Origin of the sequence: Flagellimonas sp. HMM57 (assembly GCF_021390175.1) — a bacterium.
Taxonomy (GTDB): domain Bacteria; phylum Bacteroidota; class Bacteroidia; order Flavobacteriales; family Flavobacteriaceae; genus Flagellimonas.
Genome location: NZ_CP090004.1, coordinates 2,327,785 through 2,346,301 on the forward strand (window position 1 = coordinate 2,327,785; position 18,517 = coordinate 2,346,301).

Annotated in this window: 18 protein-coding genes; 6 read left to right on the forward strand and 12 right to left on the reverse strand. The window is 38.5% G+C overall.

Annotated features, from left to right (window positions below):
- Positions 1 to 2: 2 nt before the first annotated feature.
- The 4 genes from argC to mptB all read right to left on the reverse strand — a co-directional run bounded on the left by argC (position 3) and on the right by mptB (position 4,275).
- Positions 3 to 977, reverse strand: coding sequence for an N-acetyl-gamma-glutamyl-phosphate reductase (argC, locus tag LV716_RS10300; RefSeq protein ID WP_163417654.1), 975 nt, complete (start codon positions 975 to 977; stop codon positions 3 to 5).
- Positions 970 to 2,160, reverse strand: a complete 1,191-nt coding sequence (gene argG, locus LV716_RS10305; RefSeq protein WP_163417655.1) for an argininosuccinate synthase — start codon at positions 2,158 to 2,160, stop codon at positions 970 to 972. Before argG ends, argC begins: the two co-directional genes overlap by 8 nt.
- A gap of 99 nt (positions 2,161 to 2,259) precedes the next feature.
- A complete protein-coding gene (locus LV716_RS10310; protein ID WP_163417656.1) occupies positions 2,260 to 2,874 on the reverse strand; it encodes a GNAT family N-acetyltransferase in 615 nt (204 codons plus the stop codon).
- 204 nt (positions 2,875 to 3,078) lie between these two features.
- Entirely contained in the window at positions 3,079 to 4,275 is a 1,197-nt protein-coding gene (mptB, locus tag LV716_RS10315; RefSeq protein WP_317167639.1) for a polyprenol phosphomannose-dependent alpha 1,6 mannosyltransferase MptB, read from the reverse strand.
- 373 nt (positions 4,276 to 4,648) lie between these two features.
- Here mptB and LV716_RS10320 point away from each other — a divergent pair, with 373 nt between their 5' ends.
- Together LV716_RS10320 and LV716_RS10325 are read left to right on the forward strand one after the other, a co-directional pair.
- The gene (locus LV716_RS10320) at positions 4,649 to 5,452 is read left to right on the forward strand and encodes an AraC family transcriptional regulator (RefSeq protein ID WP_163417658.1); all 804 of its coding nucleotides are present in this window, start codon (positions 4,649 to 4,651) and stop codon (positions 5,450 to 5,452) included.
- A gap of 56 nt (positions 5,453 to 5,508) precedes the next feature.
- A complete protein-coding gene (locus LV716_RS10325) occupies positions 5,509 to 6,654 on the forward strand; it encodes a serine hydrolase (protein ID WP_163417659.1) in 1,146 nt (381 codons plus the stop codon).
- Positions 6,655 to 6,766: 112 nt separating this feature from the next.
- Here LV716_RS10325 and LV716_RS10330 read toward each other — a convergent pair whose 3' ends face one another.
- The 8 genes from LV716_RS10330 to LV716_RS10365 all read right to left on the reverse strand — a co-directional run bounded on the left by LV716_RS10330 (position 6,767) and on the right by LV716_RS10365 (position 14,294).
- Entirely contained in the window at positions 6,767 to 6,940 is a 174-nt protein-coding gene (locus tag LV716_RS10330) for a hypothetical protein (protein WP_163417660.1), read from the reverse strand.
- 28 nt (positions 6,941 to 6,968) lie between these two features.
- Positions 6,969 to 7,427, reverse strand: a complete 459-nt coding sequence (locus tag LV716_RS10335; RefSeq protein WP_163417661.1) for a GyrI-like domain-containing protein — start codon at positions 7,425 to 7,427, stop codon at positions 6,969 to 6,971.
- Between the two features lie 225 nt (positions 7,428 to 7,652).
- Positions 7,653 to 8,375, reverse strand: coding sequence for a YafY family protein (locus LV716_RS10340; RefSeq protein ID WP_163417662.1), 723 nt, complete (start codon positions 8,373 to 8,375; stop codon positions 7,653 to 7,655).
- A gap of 243 nt (positions 8,376 to 8,618) precedes the next feature.
- Complete coding sequence (locus tag LV716_RS10345) at positions 8,619 to 10,103, reverse strand: cellulose synthase family protein (RefSeq protein ID WP_163417663.1); 1,485 nt, start codon at positions 10,101 to 10,103, stop codon at positions 8,619 to 8,621.
- A gap of 1 nt (position 10,104) precedes the next feature.
- Positions 10,105 to 10,794, reverse strand: coding sequence for a glycosyltransferase family 2 protein (locus LV716_RS10350; RefSeq protein WP_163417664.1), 690 nt, complete (start codon positions 10,792 to 10,794; stop codon positions 10,105 to 10,107).
- Positions 10,794 to 11,264 carry a toxin-antitoxin system YwqK family antitoxin gene (locus tag LV716_RS10355; RefSeq protein ID WP_163417665.1) on the reverse strand — a complete coding sequence of 157 codons (471 nt, stop codon included), beginning with the start codon at positions 11,262 to 11,264 and terminating at the stop codon, positions 10,794 to 10,796. The genes LV716_RS10350 and LV716_RS10355 overlap by 1 nt, the downstream gene beginning before the upstream one ends.
- Position 11,265: 1 nt before the next feature.
- Entirely contained in the window at positions 11,266 to 12,870 is a 1,605-nt protein-coding gene (locus LV716_RS10360) for a 4Fe-4S dicluster domain-containing protein (RefSeq protein WP_163417666.1), read from the reverse strand.
- Between the two features lie 62 nt (positions 12,871 to 12,932).
- Entirely contained in the window at positions 12,933 to 14,294 is a 1,362-nt protein-coding gene (locus tag LV716_RS10365) for an NAD(P)/FAD-dependent oxidoreductase (protein ID WP_163417667.1), read from the reverse strand.
- Positions 14,295 to 14,529: 235 nt separating this feature from the next.
- Here LV716_RS10365 and LV716_RS10370 point away from each other — a divergent pair, with 235 nt between their 5' ends.
- Genes LV716_RS10370 through LV716_RS10385 form a run of 4 tightly spaced genes read left to right on the forward strand, consistent with a single transcriptional unit; the run spans position 14,530 to position 18,503 of the window.
- The gene (locus LV716_RS10370; protein WP_163417668.1) at positions 14,530 to 15,252 is read left to right on the forward strand and encodes a DUF547 domain-containing protein; all 723 of its coding nucleotides are present in this window, start codon (positions 14,530 to 14,532) and stop codon (positions 15,250 to 15,252) included.
- A 27-nt stretch (positions 15,253 to 15,279) separates the two neighbouring features.
- Positions 15,280 to 16,158 (forward strand): hypothetical protein, encoded by an 879-nt coding sequence (locus LV716_RS10375; protein WP_163417669.1) that lies wholly within the window; start codon positions 15,280 to 15,282, stop codon positions 16,156 to 16,158.
- A 44-nt stretch (positions 16,159 to 16,202) separates the two neighbouring features.
- Positions 16,203 to 17,204, forward strand: coding sequence for a glycoside hydrolase TIM-barrel-like domain-containing protein (locus tag LV716_RS10380; protein ID WP_163417670.1), 1,002 nt, complete (start codon positions 16,203 to 16,205; stop codon positions 17,202 to 17,204).
- 33 nt (positions 17,205 to 17,237) lie between these two features.
- The gene (locus LV716_RS10385) at positions 17,238 to 18,503 is read left to right on the forward strand and encodes a POTRA domain-containing protein (protein WP_370637385.1); all 1,266 of its coding nucleotides are present in this window, start codon (positions 17,238 to 17,240) and stop codon (positions 18,501 to 18,503) included.
- The last annotated feature ends 14 nt before the right edge of the window (positions 18,504 to 18,517 follow it).

An 18,517-nucleotide genomic window follows, 5' to 3' on the forward strand; every position in this document is an offset into this window, starting at 1 on the left:
TTTTAAAAAACTCCTGCTTTTAGTTGTAAACCCGTGTTTTCAAAAAACCCGAACATTAGATTCATGTTCTGAATCGCTTGTCCCGATGCACCTTTGATTAAATTGTCTATTGCTGAGGTTACCAATAAAATATCTTCGTGCTTGTGTAAGTGAACATGACATTGATTGGTATTCACCACTTGCTTTAAATGAATGGCCTCTCCTGAAAGTTGTGTGAAGATGGCATTTGAATAGAATTCGTTATAAAGTTCCTTTGCTTGATTCAATGAACCTTCAAAATTGGTGTAGGCCGTAGCCAAAATACCCCTTGTAAAATTACCCCGATTGGGCAAGAAATGGAGCTTTGCGGTTTTGTTTCCAAAGGAATTCAGGCTTTCTCCAATTTCCCCTAAGTGTTGATGAGTGAAAGGTTTGTACCAAGAAGCATTGTTGTTTCTCCAACTAAAATGGGAAGTTGATGATAGGCCAACACCTGCACCTGTACTCCCTGTTACCGCATTTATATGAATATCGTTCTGTAGCATATCCGCTTTGGCCAAGGGCAACAAGGCCAATTGTATAGCGGTTGCAAAACAACCGGGATTGGCAATGGCAGCCGCAGTTTTTATTTTCTCTTTGTTCAATTCGGGAAGGCCATAAACAAATGCCTTTCCATTGTATTCAGCATCTTTTTGTAACCGGAAATCGTTGCTTAAATCAATGATTTTAGTACGTGCTTCAAAACTGTTTTCTGCTAAAAACTTGGTGGAATTTCCATGGCCCAAGCAAAGAAAAACTACATCAACATCCGGTTTTACCTCACCGGAAAATTTTAAATCCGTCAATCCCAATAAATCCTGATGGGTAGTGGTAATAGGTTGTCCTGCACGTGTTGTACTGTAAACAAAATCGATATCAGCTTGAGGATGATTCAATAAAAGCCGTACCAATTCACCGCCCGTGTACCCAGACCCACCAATAATTCCTGCTTTAATCATCTTTTTGGTTTACATGGTTAGCTATTTTCCCTGAATTTGAAAGGATTTTGATAAACCCTTTGGCTTCGTCTGCTGTCCAACCTTTGTTCATTTCACCATAGCTGCCAAAAGAGGCATTCATTAAATCGTGTTTTGAAGAGATTCCATTGAGTTCAAATCGGTAAGGATGGAGTGTGATGTACACATCGCCCGATACTTTTTTCTGGGTGTCCGTTAGGAAAGCTTCAATATTCCGCATAACGTCGTCCAAATAATTTCCTTCATGCAAAAGCATACCGTAAAAGTTGCCCAATTGTTCCTTTTGGTATTGTTGCCATTTGCTCAGGGTGTGCTTTTCCAGCAAATGGTGCGCTTTTATAATGATGAGCGATGCGGCAGCTTCAAAACCTACTCTCCCCTTTATGCCGATAATGGTATCACCTACATGAATATCTCTTCCAATGGCATACTTGGAAGCGACAGCTTCCAGTTTTTCAATATTCTCAACAGGTGAAGCAGATTCACCATCAATTGCTATTAGCTCTCCTTTTTCAAAAGTTAGTTTAACTTCTTTAGGGAGTTCTTTTTCCAATTGACTTGGGAATGCTGATTCTGGCAACGGTAGGTGTGAAGTCAGGGTTTCTTCACCACCAACAGAAGTGCCCCATAATCCTTTGTTTATGGAGTATTTTGCCTTTTCCCAAGAATAGTCAATCCCGTTATGTTGCAGATAGTCAATTTCGGCTTCCCTTGATAGTTTATTGTCCCGAATCGGTGTTATTATTTGAATTTCTGGGGCCAATATTTGGAAGATCATATCGAATCTTACCTGATCGTTCCCTGCTCCAGTACTGCCATGGGCGATGGAGGTAGCTCCAATTTTTTTAGCATGATTTACAATCTCTATGGCCTGCACAATTCGTTCTGCACTTACGGATAGGGGATACGTATTATTTCGAAGTACATTTCCAAAGATGAGGTACTTGACTACTTTATCGTAAAAGTTGGAAACCGCATCAATCGAAGTATAGGTTTTTGCTCCTAATTCCAACGCTTTTTGTTGGATGTTCAGAATCTCTTGTTCTGAAAACCCCCCAGTATTTACACTTACGGCATGGACTTCATATCCTTCTTCTTTTGATAGGTATTTGGCACAGTATGAAGTATCCAGGCCACCACTATAGGCTAAAACTAATTTTTTCATTTGGTTTTTTTGGTATTCCTGCACATGCAGGAATCTATTCTACATCTTAGATTCTATGCCCCTTTATGCTTCGACTTCGCTCAGCATCCAGGGAAATCATTATTTATTTTTCTTTTTAAGGAAAAGGTTCTGTTTCATTTCTTTTAACCGTTGAAAGGCTTTTCCGTTCAGTTTTCTTGATTTGTATTTGTTTGCATCAGGGTCATATAACATTCCTGTGCAAAGGCACATTTTACGCTCTGTTCTTGTAAGGATATCGAAGTTTTTACAAGTCTGGCATCCTTTCCAGAACTCTGGGTCATCCGTCAATTCTGAAAACGTTACTGGTTTATAGCCCAATTCATAATTCATCTTCATTACGGGTAGGCCAGTGGTTATTCCAAAGATTTTGGCATCTGGGAACTTCTCTTTGGATAGCTCGAACACCGCTTTTTTGATTTTCTTGGCGAGTCCTTGTTTTCTAAAGTCAGGATGTACTATTAATCCAGAATTCGCTACAAAGTTCTTGTTGCCCCATACTTCGATATAGCAAAACCCAGCGAATTTTTCACCTTCTAAAGCGATTACCGCATTGCCATTCTGTAGTCTTTTGATAATGTACTCGGGCGTACGTTGTGCAATACCGGTACCTCGAACTTTTGCAGATTCGGTAATGGTGTCACTTATGATTTGCGCGTATTTATAATGGGATTCGTTAGCAATTACAATTTTCATTGCATGGCTTTTTAAAACTGATAAATAATTAAGATTTGTGTGGTTGTTGCGGAAATGGACTCACCTAATTCCATAAGTTATGTGCACCCTTACGGGCGACGGCGTGGAGCGAATGGACGTACTGGAGCAATGTAGCTCTGTGTAGATAGTATGTGGTTTTGTCCTTTCATTATGTGATAAATGTACAAATAAATTCCAACTGACCTAGAATGACCTTAACTTTTTGAAGAAATATAACTTTTTGTCTTTTTTAACGGCTATTTCATAAATCAAAAAGCCAAAGACTAAAATATATTCAATGGCCAACAGCCAAAGATTTTCTTGATACTCGGGATTGGAATAGGCATAATAGCTCAATATTACCACAAATGACCATAAGATAGGATACCTGTAGTTTGTAAGAACACAAAGGACCAGCAAGTACACAATATACCAGGGGTGCAAGGTGCTTGATAAAAAGTAGTACCCAGAAAGCAATGCCAGCATAGAAACAACCAATGTATCAAACTGTTGATTTTTTCTAAAGAATGTTAACAGGAGTGCTCCGATTATTGTGGAAAATGCAACTATTTTTCCATATACCTTAATCAATTCCCAAGGTTTGGCATCAAAATACGTAACTCCTATTTTTTTGACTAGGTTATACATACCAGCGTTAAACTCAAAATTGGAAAACCAAAGTCCAACCGTTTCCGAATAATTATTGATAAAAGTATTGTTGTAAAAAGGGAGTAATAAAACAAGGCATGTTGCACCTGTCAAAATGTAAAATCCAATACTTTTCTTGAATCCAAAATATTTAAGAAACAGCGGCAAAAATAGAACGGGCACAAGTTTTACCAGTATAGCTATGGCATATATTGGAGCGCCCAAAAACCATTTACTTGTTTTGATTAGATATAGTGACCAAATAAAGAAAAACAACATTACACCTTCAAAATGAAGGTTGCCTGTCAACTCCAGAATGACCAATGGATTTAGAAAATACCAAAATATCATATGACTTGGCTGGTTCAACTTCTGAAGTAATTTTTTGCCAAAATATAAGATACCTATGTCCGCGAGTATGATGAACAAGCGCATAGTGATGATGGTGCCTAGAATACTTCCATTGCCCACAAAGGCACTAAGCGTAAACAGGAATTGATTTACAGGTGGATAATTGCTGAAATGTTTTGCACTCAATTCACCCATTCCAGCATATAACTCCTGAGCGTTTGCAATAGGCAGGGCAGGGTCTAAAATGAGCGTATTTGGTAAGTGAATGTATGGGTTTACTCCGTTTTTAATGAGTTCACCATCCCATATAAATCGGTAAAAATCTTGAGAAAGATTGGGTTCGGTGATTAAAAAGACCAGACGAAAAAGAATCCCAAAGGTCAATAGCAATTTAGAGTCCAACTTTTTAGATTGGAGAATCAGGTAGTAGCAAAAAAAGAGAGCACTGAAGAGTACGATAAGTTTTGGAAAATCCTCGCGTTGCAAGTTGTAAGCAAAAATGTAATAGAGAAGTAAACTCAGAATTACTAGTAGTACTGGTATACCATAAGGTTTCCAGAATATTGAAAATCGATTGGACATCTTTTGTTTAGCGTTGCAAAATACTAAAATAGGTCTTTTGAAGAGCATATATGTACTCTTACAGGGCTAATTATTTTACAGTTACAACTACTGCATATTCGCTATTTGATAAAACCTCTTTTGCAATACCTATTGAAATACAAAAATTATCCCAAATAGGATAATCTAATATTTTTATGATTAGCTTGCCCTCATGGTTTATGAACCACAGCTACCAGAAGTAAAGAGACATATTGACCATTATTGGATTCTGAATAGTGCCGACCTATTAACATTGAATAGCACGCACATGTATGCCTATCCGGGAATAACCCCTGATATGATCATTGTGCTTGAGGGACATTATTCCCTTTCATACCAAGGCGAAAATTTCAGGTCGAACCGAAGTCTTCTCTTTAGTTTTATCCATGAAAAGGTACATATTGATTTTTCAGCTTTGAAACGTTGCATTGTAGTAAAGTTTAAGTCCAGGGCACTTTCATCATTAAAGCCATTTATTCGGGTTGGTGCTGATATCATTATGAAGAACTCGGTAGCGTTTACAGAAGATGTTTTCGGTATTGGAATGCAAAAACTGAATGATTATCTGAAAACGTGTGTCCCGGAATTATTGGTTTGTACATTGGATAGCTGGTTTGCACAACGTTACCGAAAGGAAGGTGAAGGATTTATTGTCGAAATGTCGCAAGAGGTAAGTACAGATTGTGATTTGAGCACTATTATGCATACCACGGGCTACTCGTATTCAACCTTGGAACGTTATTTTAAAAAAGAAACTGGACTGACCCCAAAAGCTTTTCAAACCTTGCAGCGTTTCAAAAAAGTCCTCCGCGAACTTTCAACAACAAAGAACCAAGATTGGCAGCATTATGTTTTACAATATGGATACTATGATCAGAGCCATTTTATCAAAGAAATGAAAAGGTTTACGGGGAATACTCCATCAGCTTTGGTTCAAATGCCCAGTTTCATAAAACTACGCCCTCATTATAGTTGACGAATTTTTACAATGTAGCTTTATCCCAAATACCAATCTTTGCGAAAAAAATATCAATGAAACACGGTTTACTAGTTTTGATTTTGGCAGCGTCAACCTTTGCGCCCTTAGATTGTGATGCCCAAGTCAAAGATCACAACATAGCTTTACAGAAGATTTTGGACAAGGCCTGTAAGAAGAAAAGCAATACGATTATTGGAGTTTCTTCGAGTGTAAAGTCTCCCGAACTCCAAATTGATTTTACCGGGAGCAGTGGTTTTGACAGCAAGGAAAAAACAATGCCTTTACATGCGAAACAACCTTTCCGAATTGCAAGTGTGACCAAGGTGTTTGTGGCCGCAGCTATTATGCGTCTTCACGAACAGCAACGTATTTCAATTGAAGACCCCATTACTAAATATATCTCTAATGCTCATATCAAATTGTTGCAGGACGGGGGCTATGCACCCGCAAGCATTACGGTGCGCCATTGCCTGAATCATACGAGTGGACTTTATGATTATGCGGTAGGAGGGGAAGAGTATATCGCTGAGGCAAGAAAGGATCCAAAGAAACGATGGACACGCACCGAGCAAATCAAGTTTGCCATGGATCATGGAAAGCCACATGCTCCCCCAGGTCAAGAAGAGCACTATAGTGATACGGGATACGTTCTTTTGGGTGAAATTTTGGAACGACAAACCAATTCTGGTCTTGCGGAAAGTTTGCGAACGCTCTTGAATTTTGATGTATTGGGGATGTCATCTACATATTTGGAAAGTCTTGAAGAACGTCCAGAAGGACTTTTGAACAATGTAAAACGATATATGGGCGAACTGGATGCTTCCAATTGGGATAACTCTGTTGATCTTTATGGCGGGGGTGGCTTGGTATCGACCACGGAAGATTTAACTCTTTTTCTTCAGGCCTTATTTAATGGTAGAATATTCGAAAAAGAGGATACACTGGACATTATGTTGTTAAAAAAGGATTACTCGGCCAACGGAGAAGCACTTCCGAATCAACGATTAGGATTTACCAGTGTTGTTGGTGAAAAAACCGGCTTAACAGCATACCTACATACGGGCTTCTGGGGTACTGTTTTTATGCATATTCCGGAATACAATTGCAGTATTGCAATAAACTATACGTATGACGGTGATAGTGATGCTATACAACAAACTGTGGATTATGTGCTGGGATTGGGTAAAAAGAAGGAGTAAAACCTTATCCAAATACCAAAGTTTGCTTTCTTTCAAACGATATTTAGACTCGGCTTAGTCTCCACCAATGATACCAATGATTTTATCGATAAATTATCACTTCCCTTGATTTTCAAGGTGATTTTTGGATAAAGTGTATGGAGAACCATCTTTTTTGCTTTAATCTAGTTGCTCGATACTCTTCCGGGCTTTGGTTTGTTCCGTCCCTGAGTTTATGTCCGACAGACGTACGGTCTGCCAGACTGAAAAACTCGAACTGATGCATTTTACGGGTTTTGTTTTTCATGACTGTTCGTTTTCTGATGAGATGAATATTAGGTTGTGGCCACTAAGATTTCGGCTACACCATTGGTTGGGTCTACTGCTCTGTCATCATAGACTTCAATATCAGTTGTAAAAGTTCGTTTCAAATCTGTATTCCATATTTCCATCCAGGTATTGATAACGGCACCTTTGGTCAGGTCTCCTTTAGCGGTGAACTGTGCGTAGTTCGATGCAGGAACCATTTTTACGGTAAAGTCTTCGGGAATATTATCCAAACTGTGAACATTACAACCTATGACTATGGTATAGGGCTGGGTATGGTCTCCTTCGTAATCCGTGTATATGGCATAAATGGTGTTGTCCACTTTGTTTGGAATACGGTTTATCACGTTTTCTGCCATAAACCTTCCCCACAATTGCGGAATATCTTTGTCTCCTTTACCAGGTTTGTTTGAAGTTCTTACCGCTATGCCAACAATGGTCAATGCGTCTTTTTTAGTGTTTGTCATGATGATTATTTTTAAGGTTTATACAAAATTAAAACCAGTTTATGACAAGGGTGTGTCAGGGGTGGTTGAAATTATTTAGCTCGTAACACGCATGTATCAATATAGGAATTCCTTTATAGGCCAAAATTCCTGAACTTCATATATCAGTACTGAACTTGTACTCAATATCTGACGATATACCTCATTGAAACGGAGCATATCCTAATCGATAAGTGCCATTAAAGTTTATTGATTCTTGTAGTCGGAATCATTTCCATTATATCTGTCATACGACTTATAATACTCTTCCAAACTCATATTGTGCGATTCAAATACTTCGTAAGTATTCGCGACTTTTTGGATATGGTCGATTCGAAATACCCTAAACGCCTTGCGAAGCCTGCAATACGCAATGAGCAACCATTTTTCCTGGGTACTGTATAAAGCAAAGGGTTCTATATCTCGATTGGTGGATTTATTGCCCAAGGAGAGGTACTCAATATTTAAGACTTGGAAATTTGTCAATGCCGATTGAATCTGCATAAGATAACTACTTGTTGTTTGGCGTGAAAAATTATCGGTAAAATAGATTCGGTCTTTGAGAAGACTTGCCTTGTCTTTTTGCGAACCCTTTAGCAGCGCCTTTATTTTTAGAATGGCATCGGAATAATTCTGGACAAAAGAAGCGTCCTTGTTCTTAAGAATGAGCTGTTCCGCGGTAATCAACGCATTGGCTTCATCTTCTGTAAACATTACAGGTGGCAGTTGGTAGCCTTCCATCATACTATATCCCTTACCTTCTTCGGTAATGATGGGCACCCCGGATTTCTCTAAAGTCCGTATGTCCCTATAAATTGTCCTAATGCTAACGTTATGCTTGTCCGCAAGTGTTTTGGCCGTTACAATTCTAGAGGACTGTAATTGTGTTAATATGGCTGTCAATCTTGCTAAACGTGGTTTCTCTTCCATGTAGGTCAATTCGATGTTATACCATCAAACTATATAAGTTTTACGTGCCTAGAAAGGTACAAAGAAGAACGTGTTTAATCGCATTGGTGAAGCTAGCCATGTCCTTTTTGTTGGGATGGATGGACACAAATTACACGAATTTTTCAGAGAATCCTTACTTTGGAATTTGGTTCTTGGAGTTTAAATATCTCTTGGGGCTTGCCTAGCGTGTATATGCTGTCGATTCGTTATCAAATAAAATAACTACGCTTTTGCCGTCAACGATTTAAAGAAGACAAAACCAAAACCTAGGAACAACATCAAATGAAAAGGAAAGAGTCCATAATCATTTAACGGCACAGCACTGTACATGCCAAATAAGAAATAGATCATCAACGCAAATTCCAAAATCATGTTTGGTGATAACTTCTTGGCCAAGTATTTGTTGCCTTTCCAGCTATCTGTTAGGTTATTGATATTAAATTTTGGTGTTCGCACAAATTCACTACGTTTCCCCATGTGTCCTTCCAAAACAGCAACGGTATTGTGCAACGAAAAGCCCAATGCTACGGAGAAAAACGTAAAAAAGAGTTTGATGTAATCTATAAAGTTATCAAATCCACTGCCCTGTATACTTTTATAGGTAAACCAGTAACAAATGAAGAGGATAATGGTACTTACAATAAAGAAACTTGTTACCTCAAAAACCCACCCTAAGTGACCATAGCTATTTTTGATATAGAGCATAGGAATACTTAAAAGCGCAACGATGAAAACACACAGGAACATAGAGCTGTTCAATAAGTGCATTACGCCGTGAAACTTTGTTTTAAAAGGAATGTTTTTGGCGGTAATTACACTCCAAACCGTTTTTCTAAAGTTTTCAGCACCACCTTTGTTCCAACGGAATTGTTGCGATCGTGCAGCACTGATGACCACGGGAAGCTCTGCCGGGGTTTCAACATCTTCCAAGTACTTGAACTTCCAATTTTTCAACTGGGCACGGTAGCTTAAATCTAAATCTTCCGTTAGTGTATCTCCTTCCCAGTTCCCTGCATCTAAAATGCAATCTTTTCTCCAGATTCCAGCAGTACCGTTAAAGTTGATAAAGTGCCCTTTGGAATTACGTCCTACTTGTTCAAGCGTAAAATGTGCATCAAGCGCAAATGCCTGTATTCTTGTAAGTGTTGAGTAATCTCTGTTAATGTGACCCCATCTTGTTTGGACAACACCTATTTCTTCATCTTTAAAATAAGGAACTGTTTTTTTCAACCAATCGCTTTCAGGAAGAAAATCAGCATCGAAAATGGCGACAAAATCACCTTTTGCAATCTCTAAACCTTCTTTTAGGGCACCTGCTTTAAAACCTTGTCGGTTCTCTCTGCGTATGTGTGTGATGTCTAGTCCTGTTTTTTGGAGCCCTTCGATTCTTTTGGCCGTATCAATAACCGTATCATCTGTAGAGTCATCCAAGACCTGGATTTCCAGTTTACTTTTTGGGTATTCTATTTTCGAGATATTCTCCAAAAGGCGCTCCATAACATACTCTTCATTGTAGATGGGAAGTTGAATGGTGACAAATGGAATTTCTTTTGGATCTAAGAGATTGAATTTTGGTGCCTCTTCGTTCTTTCTTTTGTTGCTGAGATAGTTAACCAAAAGATTTAACTGGGCCAAGCTGTAGCAAAAAATTAAAACTAAGGCCGTACTGTAAATAGCGATGATAATAAAAGCGATGGTAAGTCCCATATTATTTAATACTGTATTTAAAAATCCAACCTAGAATTTTTATGCCTGCAAATATAGCACCTTTTATGGTTCCTGAAACTTTTGAGACACCTATTCTCTTTTTATAACGTACTGGTACTTCTGTGTAGTTCAGTTTTTTACGTATGGCTTTCAGTTGCATTTCCACTGTCCAACCATATGTTTTATCCTGCATTTGCAGTGCTTTGAGCTTATTGTATTTGATAGCTCTAAAGGGACCTAAATCGGTAAATTTTGCTCCAAAAAATAAGCGCATCAACGATGTGGCCAGTTCATTGCCAAATATTTGGGGGAATGTCATTGAGCCTGGTTCCCGTAGTTCCTTTTTTCGTGCACCGATTACTAAATCCATATTGTCATTTAAGATTGGAGCAACTACTTTATCCAGCTCTTCGGGATAATCGGAATAGTCTCCGTCGATAAATACGATGATATCCGGTGATTTGGATTGTTTGGCTATGTAATCCATTCCCTTTAAACAGGCAAAGCCATATCCGCGTTGGTTTTCCGTTAATACGGTCGCTCCAGCTTTTTCTGCATTAATAACGGTGCTATCGGTAGATCCATTGTCCACGACTATAATTTCCGAGACGGATTTTGGAAGTTCGGACACAACTTTTCCTATGGAATCCGCTTCATTTACTGCGGGAATGATGACTTTAATATCTGCCATTACTTTAAATCGGACAATTTATTTTCTTTTTTGAAACCGCTAAAGCTAAACCATTCTTTTATTTTTTTTCCGTTTTTGTATTTCTCCGCAGATTTTAATTCTTCGTCAACGTACTTGAGACAATATCCGTTTTTAACGCCATTTTGTAGCTGGCACTTATGATCCACTTTTTCATTTTCGTCGTAGAAAAGCCACCATTTTACTTTTTTTCCCTTTTTGAAATGACCTTCCATTTCAAGTTTCCCATTTTCGTCGTGGAAATACCAGTAGCCTTCACGCAAATTCATTTTATAATGGCCTTGTTCCATGATTTTACCGTTGGAGAAGTAGTATTTCCAGAATTTTTCCTTGGAATCACCAACCTTCCAACCCTGAGCTTTAAGAATACCATTGTTGTGATATTCACGATGGTACTTTTTATTGGTGTTGACCAAGAATACCAAAAGAAACAGAAAACTAAAACGTAACATCTTATTTTTTGTTCACAAGTGTCATTAAATCAACATCATTGCCCAATAAAACTTGGTTACTATCGATACGGCCTTGTAATGGTCCGTTTTCTAATTTTAGCACTCCTCTTGGACATACGGCAGAACAAATACCACAACCTACGCAGCTAGACCTAACAATATTTTCTCCCTTTTGTGCATAGGCGCGCACATCGATACCCATTTCACAATACGTGGAGCAATTACCACAGGAAATGCATTGGCCTCCGTTCGTAGTAATTCGGAATTTTGAAAATAACCGCTGTTGAAAACCCATCATTGCTGCCATGGGACAACCAAATCTGCACCAGACCCTATTTCCCAAAATTGGATAGAAACCTGTACCGATTACGCCAGAAAAAATACTTCCTATTAAAAATGAATAGGATTTGCGAAGTGTTTCCGATTTGAATAAAAAGACATTGCCATCCCCACTGAAAAAATGCATCCCAATAAGTGCCATTATAATTACAAAATACCCAATAGCGCCGTACTGTGCATCTTTTTGAAGTTCTTTGCGCTTAAATACCATTACCAGTGTAAAAACAACGGTCAATAATACAGCTACACCAATTAAAAAGGTGCTTTTGGTAAGCCAGTACTTGCTGGTATCTGTACCCAAGTAAGAATAAATTACTGCTGTCGTCATCAAGGTTACAAAAACAACCACACTATGGACTACCCAGCGTTCTATGTTCCATGCCTTTACGGTTTTATCGCTTAGCTGTCTAAAAGAATCCCCTGCAGTTTCTGCCAGACCGCCACAACCGCAGACCCATGAGCAATACCATCGTTTACCATATTTATAGGTGAGGATAGGCGTAATCACAAAAACGGAAAGTATACCAAAAATCAATAAGGCGAATCCGATATCACCAGAGCTCAAAAAGCTCTTTATACGATACCCTTCAAAATTGTAATAGTTTAAGGGCCAAACGTTTTTTAAATCGTAGTATGGCAAGCTTCCCCCATTTAGAATTTTGTCACCATTTAAACGTGCCATCAACTCGGGGATAATGAATGCAAAGGCCGTTTGAAAGAACATCACGCTCATGGTACGTATTCGCTCATATCGGTTATGGCGATATTTCCACATGAACTTGATTCCAAAGGCTAGAATGGCAACGGTATATAGCGTTCCATAAACAAACCATTGGCTTGCTGGGTTTCCACTGAGCATTCTGCTTAACGGGTCAAAAAGAGCAATGACACCTTTGTTTTCACCATCTTTTACCAAACCTAAATACTCTGGATAAAAATAAAGTACAATATAAAATGCAGTCAAGGCTATCCCAGCTATCCACCCCCAAAAGCCTTGGCTTGAAATGGATTTGAACCAAACACCATCGTTTTTTATCCCAGGAAGTTTTTTCGAATAGGCTTCCCAAGAGAACCAAATTGTTCCAGTAGTAATGGCAGCCATTGAAATACTAAGCCACAGTGCTTTGTTGGGAAAGCTAACATTGAAGGCTGCCAATAAAATGATCGCCAGGCCCGACAGACCAATAAGCGTGGCTATTTTTTGATTTCTACTGATTTCCTTAGGCGGTTGACCTGCTAAGGCCATGCTTCTATCGTAAGTGCTCATATTTTTTAAGTTCAAGTTTCAAATTCAAGCTCAAATCTCAAATTCAAATCTGTTATTGTTGTTTAGTTGTGTTGAGGTTTTAAGTTGAAAATACGTCTAACGCTCTTCTTTTTTGGTTTGATGGATTTTCCAAAATCGCTATTGAATTTAGATACGATTTCGTGCTCGTAGTTCTTATAGAATTCGGGGTCAAAATTGGCATCTCTCAAATGTTCGATGACATGATCAATGCTTCTTTCCTCGGTCAACCATCTATCAAAAATCTCGTGACGCATTCGTATGCCGAAGGTATTTATGCCCAGAAATTGATTACTGTTTTTATCAAAAGCTATTGTTGCGCATAATTTCTCCGTTGCATGTCTCCAGTGAAAATGTTCTTCATGGTCTTTCTTGCTCCTTTCGGAAAAAACCCATCCATAGGTCTGGTATTCTATATCTAAAAATTTGGCAGAATTGAACCAATGTCCTGGTTTGTATTCAATCCTGTTTCCACAAATAGTCTGTGCAACGGTCTCTCCCATCATCCTACCTGTGTACCAAACCGCTTCTATAGGTCTTCTATTGCCAATAGCTTCATGTTGTTCGGCACAATCCCCAATAGCATAAACATCCGCTACATTGGTTTCTAAAAATCGGTTCACTTTTACGCCACGACCTAATTCAATGCCTGAATCTTTAAGAAAATCAATATTGGGAGTCACTCCAGCCGTAAGACCGACCATATCGCATGGTAGCTCTTCTCCCGTTTCTGTAATAATCACCGATTTGACCTTACCGTTCTCGTCCGCTACAATTTCTTTTAAGTTTGTCGCAAGTCGTAAGTCTATATGATGCTCTTCAATATGTTCATTGATCAGTTGTGATTCTCCTTTGGGTAGAACGCCGTTCCAAAAACTGTTTTCCCGTACCAAAAAAGTAACTGGAATATCTCGGCTTCGTAACATTTCTGCCAATTCAATTCCAATAAGGCCACCACCAACAATTACAGCTCTTTTGCACGTTTCTTTGTTGGGCGCGTTCACTTCCAATAAATCCAAGTCTTGTTTGGAGTATAGTCCTTGTACACCATGTAAATCTTGGCCTGGCCAACCAAACTTATTTGGTTTGGATCCTGTGGCGATTATCAATTTATCATATTGAATCGCTCTTGAGCCATCGATTAATAATTGTTTCTCTTTTGTTTGCACATGGGTAACATAACCTCTAACCAACTCTATCCTGTTCTTTTCCCAGAACCAATTCTCGTAAGGTTGAATGTGTTCAAATTTCATGTGCCCCATATATACGTACATGAGAGCAGTTCTTGAAAAGAAATAATCCGTTTCTGCAGAAATTATGATGATTCTTTTATCGGAAAGTTTTCGAATATGTCTTGCGGCCGAAACGCCTGCAATTCCATTTCCGATGATTACAATATTTTCCATGGATGTATTGGTTGTTGTTTTGATGGGTCGTTCATAAATATAAGAACTTAACGGGCAAACATAATTTAGAAGTAATTTAAATTAGTGACTGGGTGTAAGGTTGTTTTTAAAAAATCGAACGTTCAAATCGTTGATTTACAATTTCTTAAATATTTCATAAAATACACCTTGGTTTTGTATGTTGATGGGAGTGCCTTCGACATAAGCCCCAGTCTAACCATTTAAAAGTTAAAAGATGAAATCACGAATAGCATTGCAAGCCTTCTTTATGATAACTATGGTTCATTTGGGCTTTGCACAAACTACCGACGCTTTTTTTGAGAAAACCAATATGTTTCTAAATACCTATGTCAAGGATGGCAAAGTTGCATATGCAGCTATAAAGTCAAATGCAGCCGATTTAAATGAACTCGTTGCAATGGCTGAAAGTATTTCTGTTTCAAAATCTGATGCCAAAACCTATCAAGCTTTTTGGATAAACGGATACAATTTATCCGTTATAAAAGGAATTGTGGATAACTATCCCCTAAAATCGCCATTGGACAAAGTAGGTTTTTTTGATAAAATCAAACATAAAATTGGAGGTGAGAACATAACGCTGAACAATATAGAGAATAAACTATTGCGAGCTAATTTTCCAGAGGAGGCCCGGTTTCATTTTGTATTGGTATGTGCTGGTTTGGGTTGTCCACCAATAATAAACAAAGCCTATTTACCCGATACTTTAGATGCCCAATTACAAAAGCAAACGGAACTGTCTTTGAACAATCCAAACTTCATAAGATTGAAAGGTAAAAAAGTAGGTGTTTCCCAGATATTTGAATGGTACAAAGGTGATTTTACCCAAGGCGGTAAAAGTTTAGTGGATTTTATAAACCGATATCGAAAAGAAAAAATAGAGGACAAAGCCAAAGTGACTTATTACCCTTATGATTGGACTTTGAACGAAACCAAATAAATTTTTAAAATAATATACCTAGAAATCATGAAAAATTTACAATACGTAACACTTGCAGTAGCACTGTGCCTAACCATTTTTAATGTAACAGCTCAAGACGACGGTGATCAAGGGCGAAGCAATATCCAAGAATATACGCCTTCAAAACTTATAGGTAAAGGACAATGGGATCTTAAATGGTTCAATAACCTGTATACAGAAACCGAAGATACATTTAGTGGCGATATCCCCAGAAATACCTTTTTTACATCCACGCTGGAAGCATACACTGGAATCGGTGAGAACAAAAGATGGAATATTGGGGCAATTTTCGAATTCAGGTCCAATGTTGTTGGAGGTGGTGGAGCTCTAGATGTTTTTCAATTTAGTGGTGAAGAAGGTTCTGCACGTTCAGGCTTTACATCTATAGCTCCATCGGTAAAATTTGTTCCTTTTGCTTCTGTCAGTAATTTTTCGATTCAGAGTTCGTTTTTCATTCCGTTGGTCGATAATGAAACCGAGAATGGGGTTTTTCTTGACCAAAACGGGTTCATATGGCAAAACCGATTTTTCTACGACCATGTTTTCCCGGGTGACAAATGGCAGATTTTTTCTGAAATCAATTCTGAACTTAACTTTGGGGATGAGCTCAAAAGTTTTGCAAACAACAGTTTGCGGTTAACACCAGGGGTATTTTTAAGCTATTTTCCAAGCTCTAAGTTTACGGTTCTCGTTTTGGCACAGCACTCGCAACTTTTGGATTTGGGAGGCAATGAGTTTTCACAAGACTTTACCGCAGTGGGTGGAGGTCTTAAATATCAGTTAACGGATGCGTTGAACATTGAGGGACTATATACCAATTTCGTCCGGGGAAATGACACGGGACTTGGCGAAACATTTAACATAGGTTTGAGGGCTATTTTTTAAACCTAAACCTTAAAAGGTTATTTTAGGAGTCTTAATTTTTAACTATGAAAAGATTAGGGCTCCTTTTTTTGTGCCTCTTGCAACTATCCTGTAACAGTCAAAAAGCTGAAAAAATAAATGGTTTGAGTTTTGTTGGTTCAAGAGAGGAGGTCACACAAGATCAAGTGAATCCTTTACTCGGCGTACACGCCAACTACGCAGCGGTTATGCCCTTTGGTTTTGTTAGGAACCTACATTCTCCAAATGTAATTTTCAACACGGATAGGCAATGGTTCGGTGAAACCAGAAAGGGTGCCAAACAATACATAGATCTCCTCCAAAAAAACAAAGTAAAAATTATGCTAAAACCCCAAATCTGGGTTTGGAAGGGTGAATTTACAGGAGACATGACCATGAAATCGGAAAAAGACTGGGAAACACTCGAAACGACTTATAGTGATTTTATTTTGACCTATGCAAAACTTGCCCAAGAAACCAAATGCGAAATCTATTGCATAGGTACAGAACTGGAGGAATTTGTAAAGAACCGACCAGAGTTTTGGAACGAGTTGATCGTTAAAGTTAGAAAGGTGTACGAGGGAAAACTCACCTATGCCGCCAATTGGGATGAATATGGTAGAACCCCATTTTGGAGCAAACTGGATTTTATTGGGGTCGATGCCTATTTTCCTTTATCGGATGAAAAATTTCCGACCAAAGAAGAAATGGCCAGTGGATGGAAAAAGTGGAAAACTGATTTAACAACAAATGCCAATAAATATGACCGTCCAGTTCTTTTTACCGAATTTGGATACCGTAGCATGGACTACACCGCCAAAAAACCATGGTTGGTCGATGAATATGATATGACCGTAAATCTTGAAGCACAAGCAGATGCCACACAGGTTATTTTTGATGAATTTTGGAGTGAAGACTGGTTTGCAGGAGGTTTTGTTTGGAAATGGTTTATCCATCATTCCGATTCCGGTGGTAAAAAGGATAACCGTTTTACCCCACAAAACAAACCGGCGGAAAAAATTATTCGTAATTTTTATGGTTCATTGTAGACAAAGCAATTAACTAACCATTACAAAGAACCTGTGATTCAGAAACTTTGTCTTTTTTTGCTCATCACATTAGTTGGTTTATCCGTTGCGGCACAAACCAAAAGAGTAACAAAAATTGTTATTCAAGGGAATGAAAAGACCAAGTCTTCCTTTTTGGAAAAAGTGATTCAACTAAAGCTGGGCACGGAGCTGGATTCTTCTCAGATAGATGAGGATATATATAGGTTAAAGAGGCTGCCTTCCATTGCACATGCCTATTTTCAAGTTGTAGACGACGAAATTGAAGGTTGTACAGTGACGTATGGGGTGGAAGAAAACTTCACTCTCATTCCTTTTGCAAACGTATATACTTCCAACAATGAAGAGTTTGCTTACAGGATAGGTCTGCAGGAATTTAATGCGCTTGGACAAAATATTACACTGGGAGGCTTCTATCAAAAAGATATTTTTGATTCGTACGGTGCCAATATTAGGGCGCCCTACATTTTGGGACGTAAGTTGGGTCTTGCGTTTAGCTATCAAAATCTAACAACACAAGAACCTGTTTTTCTTGATAATGGCACTGCGGATTATCGCTACAATAACGAGTCTGTTGAATTATTGGCGCTGTATCAACTTAATTTTAAGAATAGATTTGAATTTGGCATCAATTTTTTTACTGAGGATTATCAATATCTTTTTGGGAGCACCGACCCTTCCGTTCCGCAGGAATTAAATGTGGATAAACATCTGTTCAAGTTGATTTATAACTATGATGGGCTTCGCTATCATTACCAATATTTGGAAGGTTTTAGAAGTGTTTTAAATCTTCAATATGTTGGAAGTACCAACACACAGTTGCCGCCATTTTGGATTGGATTCAATGATTTTTCCTATTTCAAACGAATAGGTTCCAAAGGAAACTGGGCTACAAGGCTCAGATTGGGAATTTCAAGTAACTTGGATACGCCATTCGCCCCATTTGCAGTGGACAATAATTTGAATATTAGGGGGGTGGGAAATCTTATAGACAGAGGTACCGCGGCAATTGTACTGAACACTGAATACCGACATACACTGTATGAAAAAGATTGGTTTGTTTTGCAGGGAAACGTTTTTATGGATGGCGGGAGCTGGAGGAATCCTGGAGGTGACTTTGGTGATTTTGGTGACAAACAGAATTTGAGAATTTATCCAGGTTTGGGAATTCGTTTTATCCACAAGAAAATATTCAACGCAATTTTTAGGATTGATTATGGGCACGGCGTAACCAAAGAAGCTGCTAAAGGAGTTGTTTTTGGAATTGGCCAGTATTTTTGACTCCAACTTAGGTT

Coding starts and splice junctions, on each gene's coding strand:
- LV716_RS10360 (WP_163417666.1), bottom strand. CDS start 12,870: ATGAGCACTTACGATAGAAGCATGGCCTTAGCAGGTCAACCGCCTAAG.
- argC (WP_163417654.1), bottom strand. CDS start 977: ATGATTAAAGCAGGAATTATTGGTGGGTCTGGGTACACGGGCGGTGAA.
- LV716_RS10330 (WP_163417660.1), bottom strand. CDS start 6,940: ATGAAAAACAAAACCCGTAAAATGCATCAGTTCGAGTTTTTCAGTCTG.
- LV716_RS10345 (WP_163417663.1), bottom strand. CDS start 10,103: ATGGGACTTACCATCGCTTTTATTATCATCGCTATTTACAGTACGGCC.
- LV716_RS10340 (WP_163417662.1), bottom strand. CDS start 8,375: ATGGAAGAGAAACCACGTTTAGCAAGATTGACAGCCATATTAACACAA.
- LV716_RS10335 (WP_163417661.1), bottom strand. CDS start 7,427: ATGACAAACACTAAAAAAGACGCATTGACCATTGTTGGCATAGCGGTA.
- LV716_RS10370 (WP_163417668.1), top strand. CDS start 14,530: ATGAAATCACGAATAGCATTGCAAGCCTTCTTTATGATAACTATGGTT.
- LV716_RS10380 (WP_163417670.1), top strand. CDS start 16,203: ATGAAAAGATTAGGGCTCCTTTTTTTGTGCCTCTTGCAACTATCCTGT.
- LV716_RS10350 (WP_163417664.1), bottom strand. CDS start 10,794: ATGGCAGATATTAAAGTCATCATTCCCGCAGTAAATGAAGCGGATTCC.
- LV716_RS10310 (WP_163417656.1), bottom strand. CDS start 2,874: ATGAAAATTGTAATTGCTAACGAATCCCATTATAAATACGCGCAAATC.
- LV716_RS10325 (WP_163417659.1), top strand. CDS start 5,509: ATGAAACACGGTTTACTAGTTTTGATTTTGGCAGCGTCAACCTTTGCG.
- LV716_RS10320 (WP_163417658.1), top strand. CDS start 4,649: ATGGTTTATGAACCACAGCTACCAGAAGTAAAGAGACATATTGACCAT.
- LV716_RS10365 (WP_163417667.1), bottom strand. CDS start 14,294: ATGGAAAATATTGTAATCATCGGAAATGGAATTGCAGGCGTTTCGGCC.
- argG (WP_163417655.1), bottom strand. CDS start 2,160: ATGAAAAAATTAGTTTTAGCCTATAGTGGTGGCCTGGATACTTCATAC.
- LV716_RS10375 (WP_163417669.1), top strand. CDS start 15,280: ATGAAAAATTTACAATACGTAACACTTGCAGTAGCACTGTGCCTAACC.
- LV716_RS10355 (WP_163417665.1), bottom strand. CDS start 11,264: ATGTTACGTTTTAGTTTTCTGTTTCTTTTGGTATTCTTGGTCAACACC.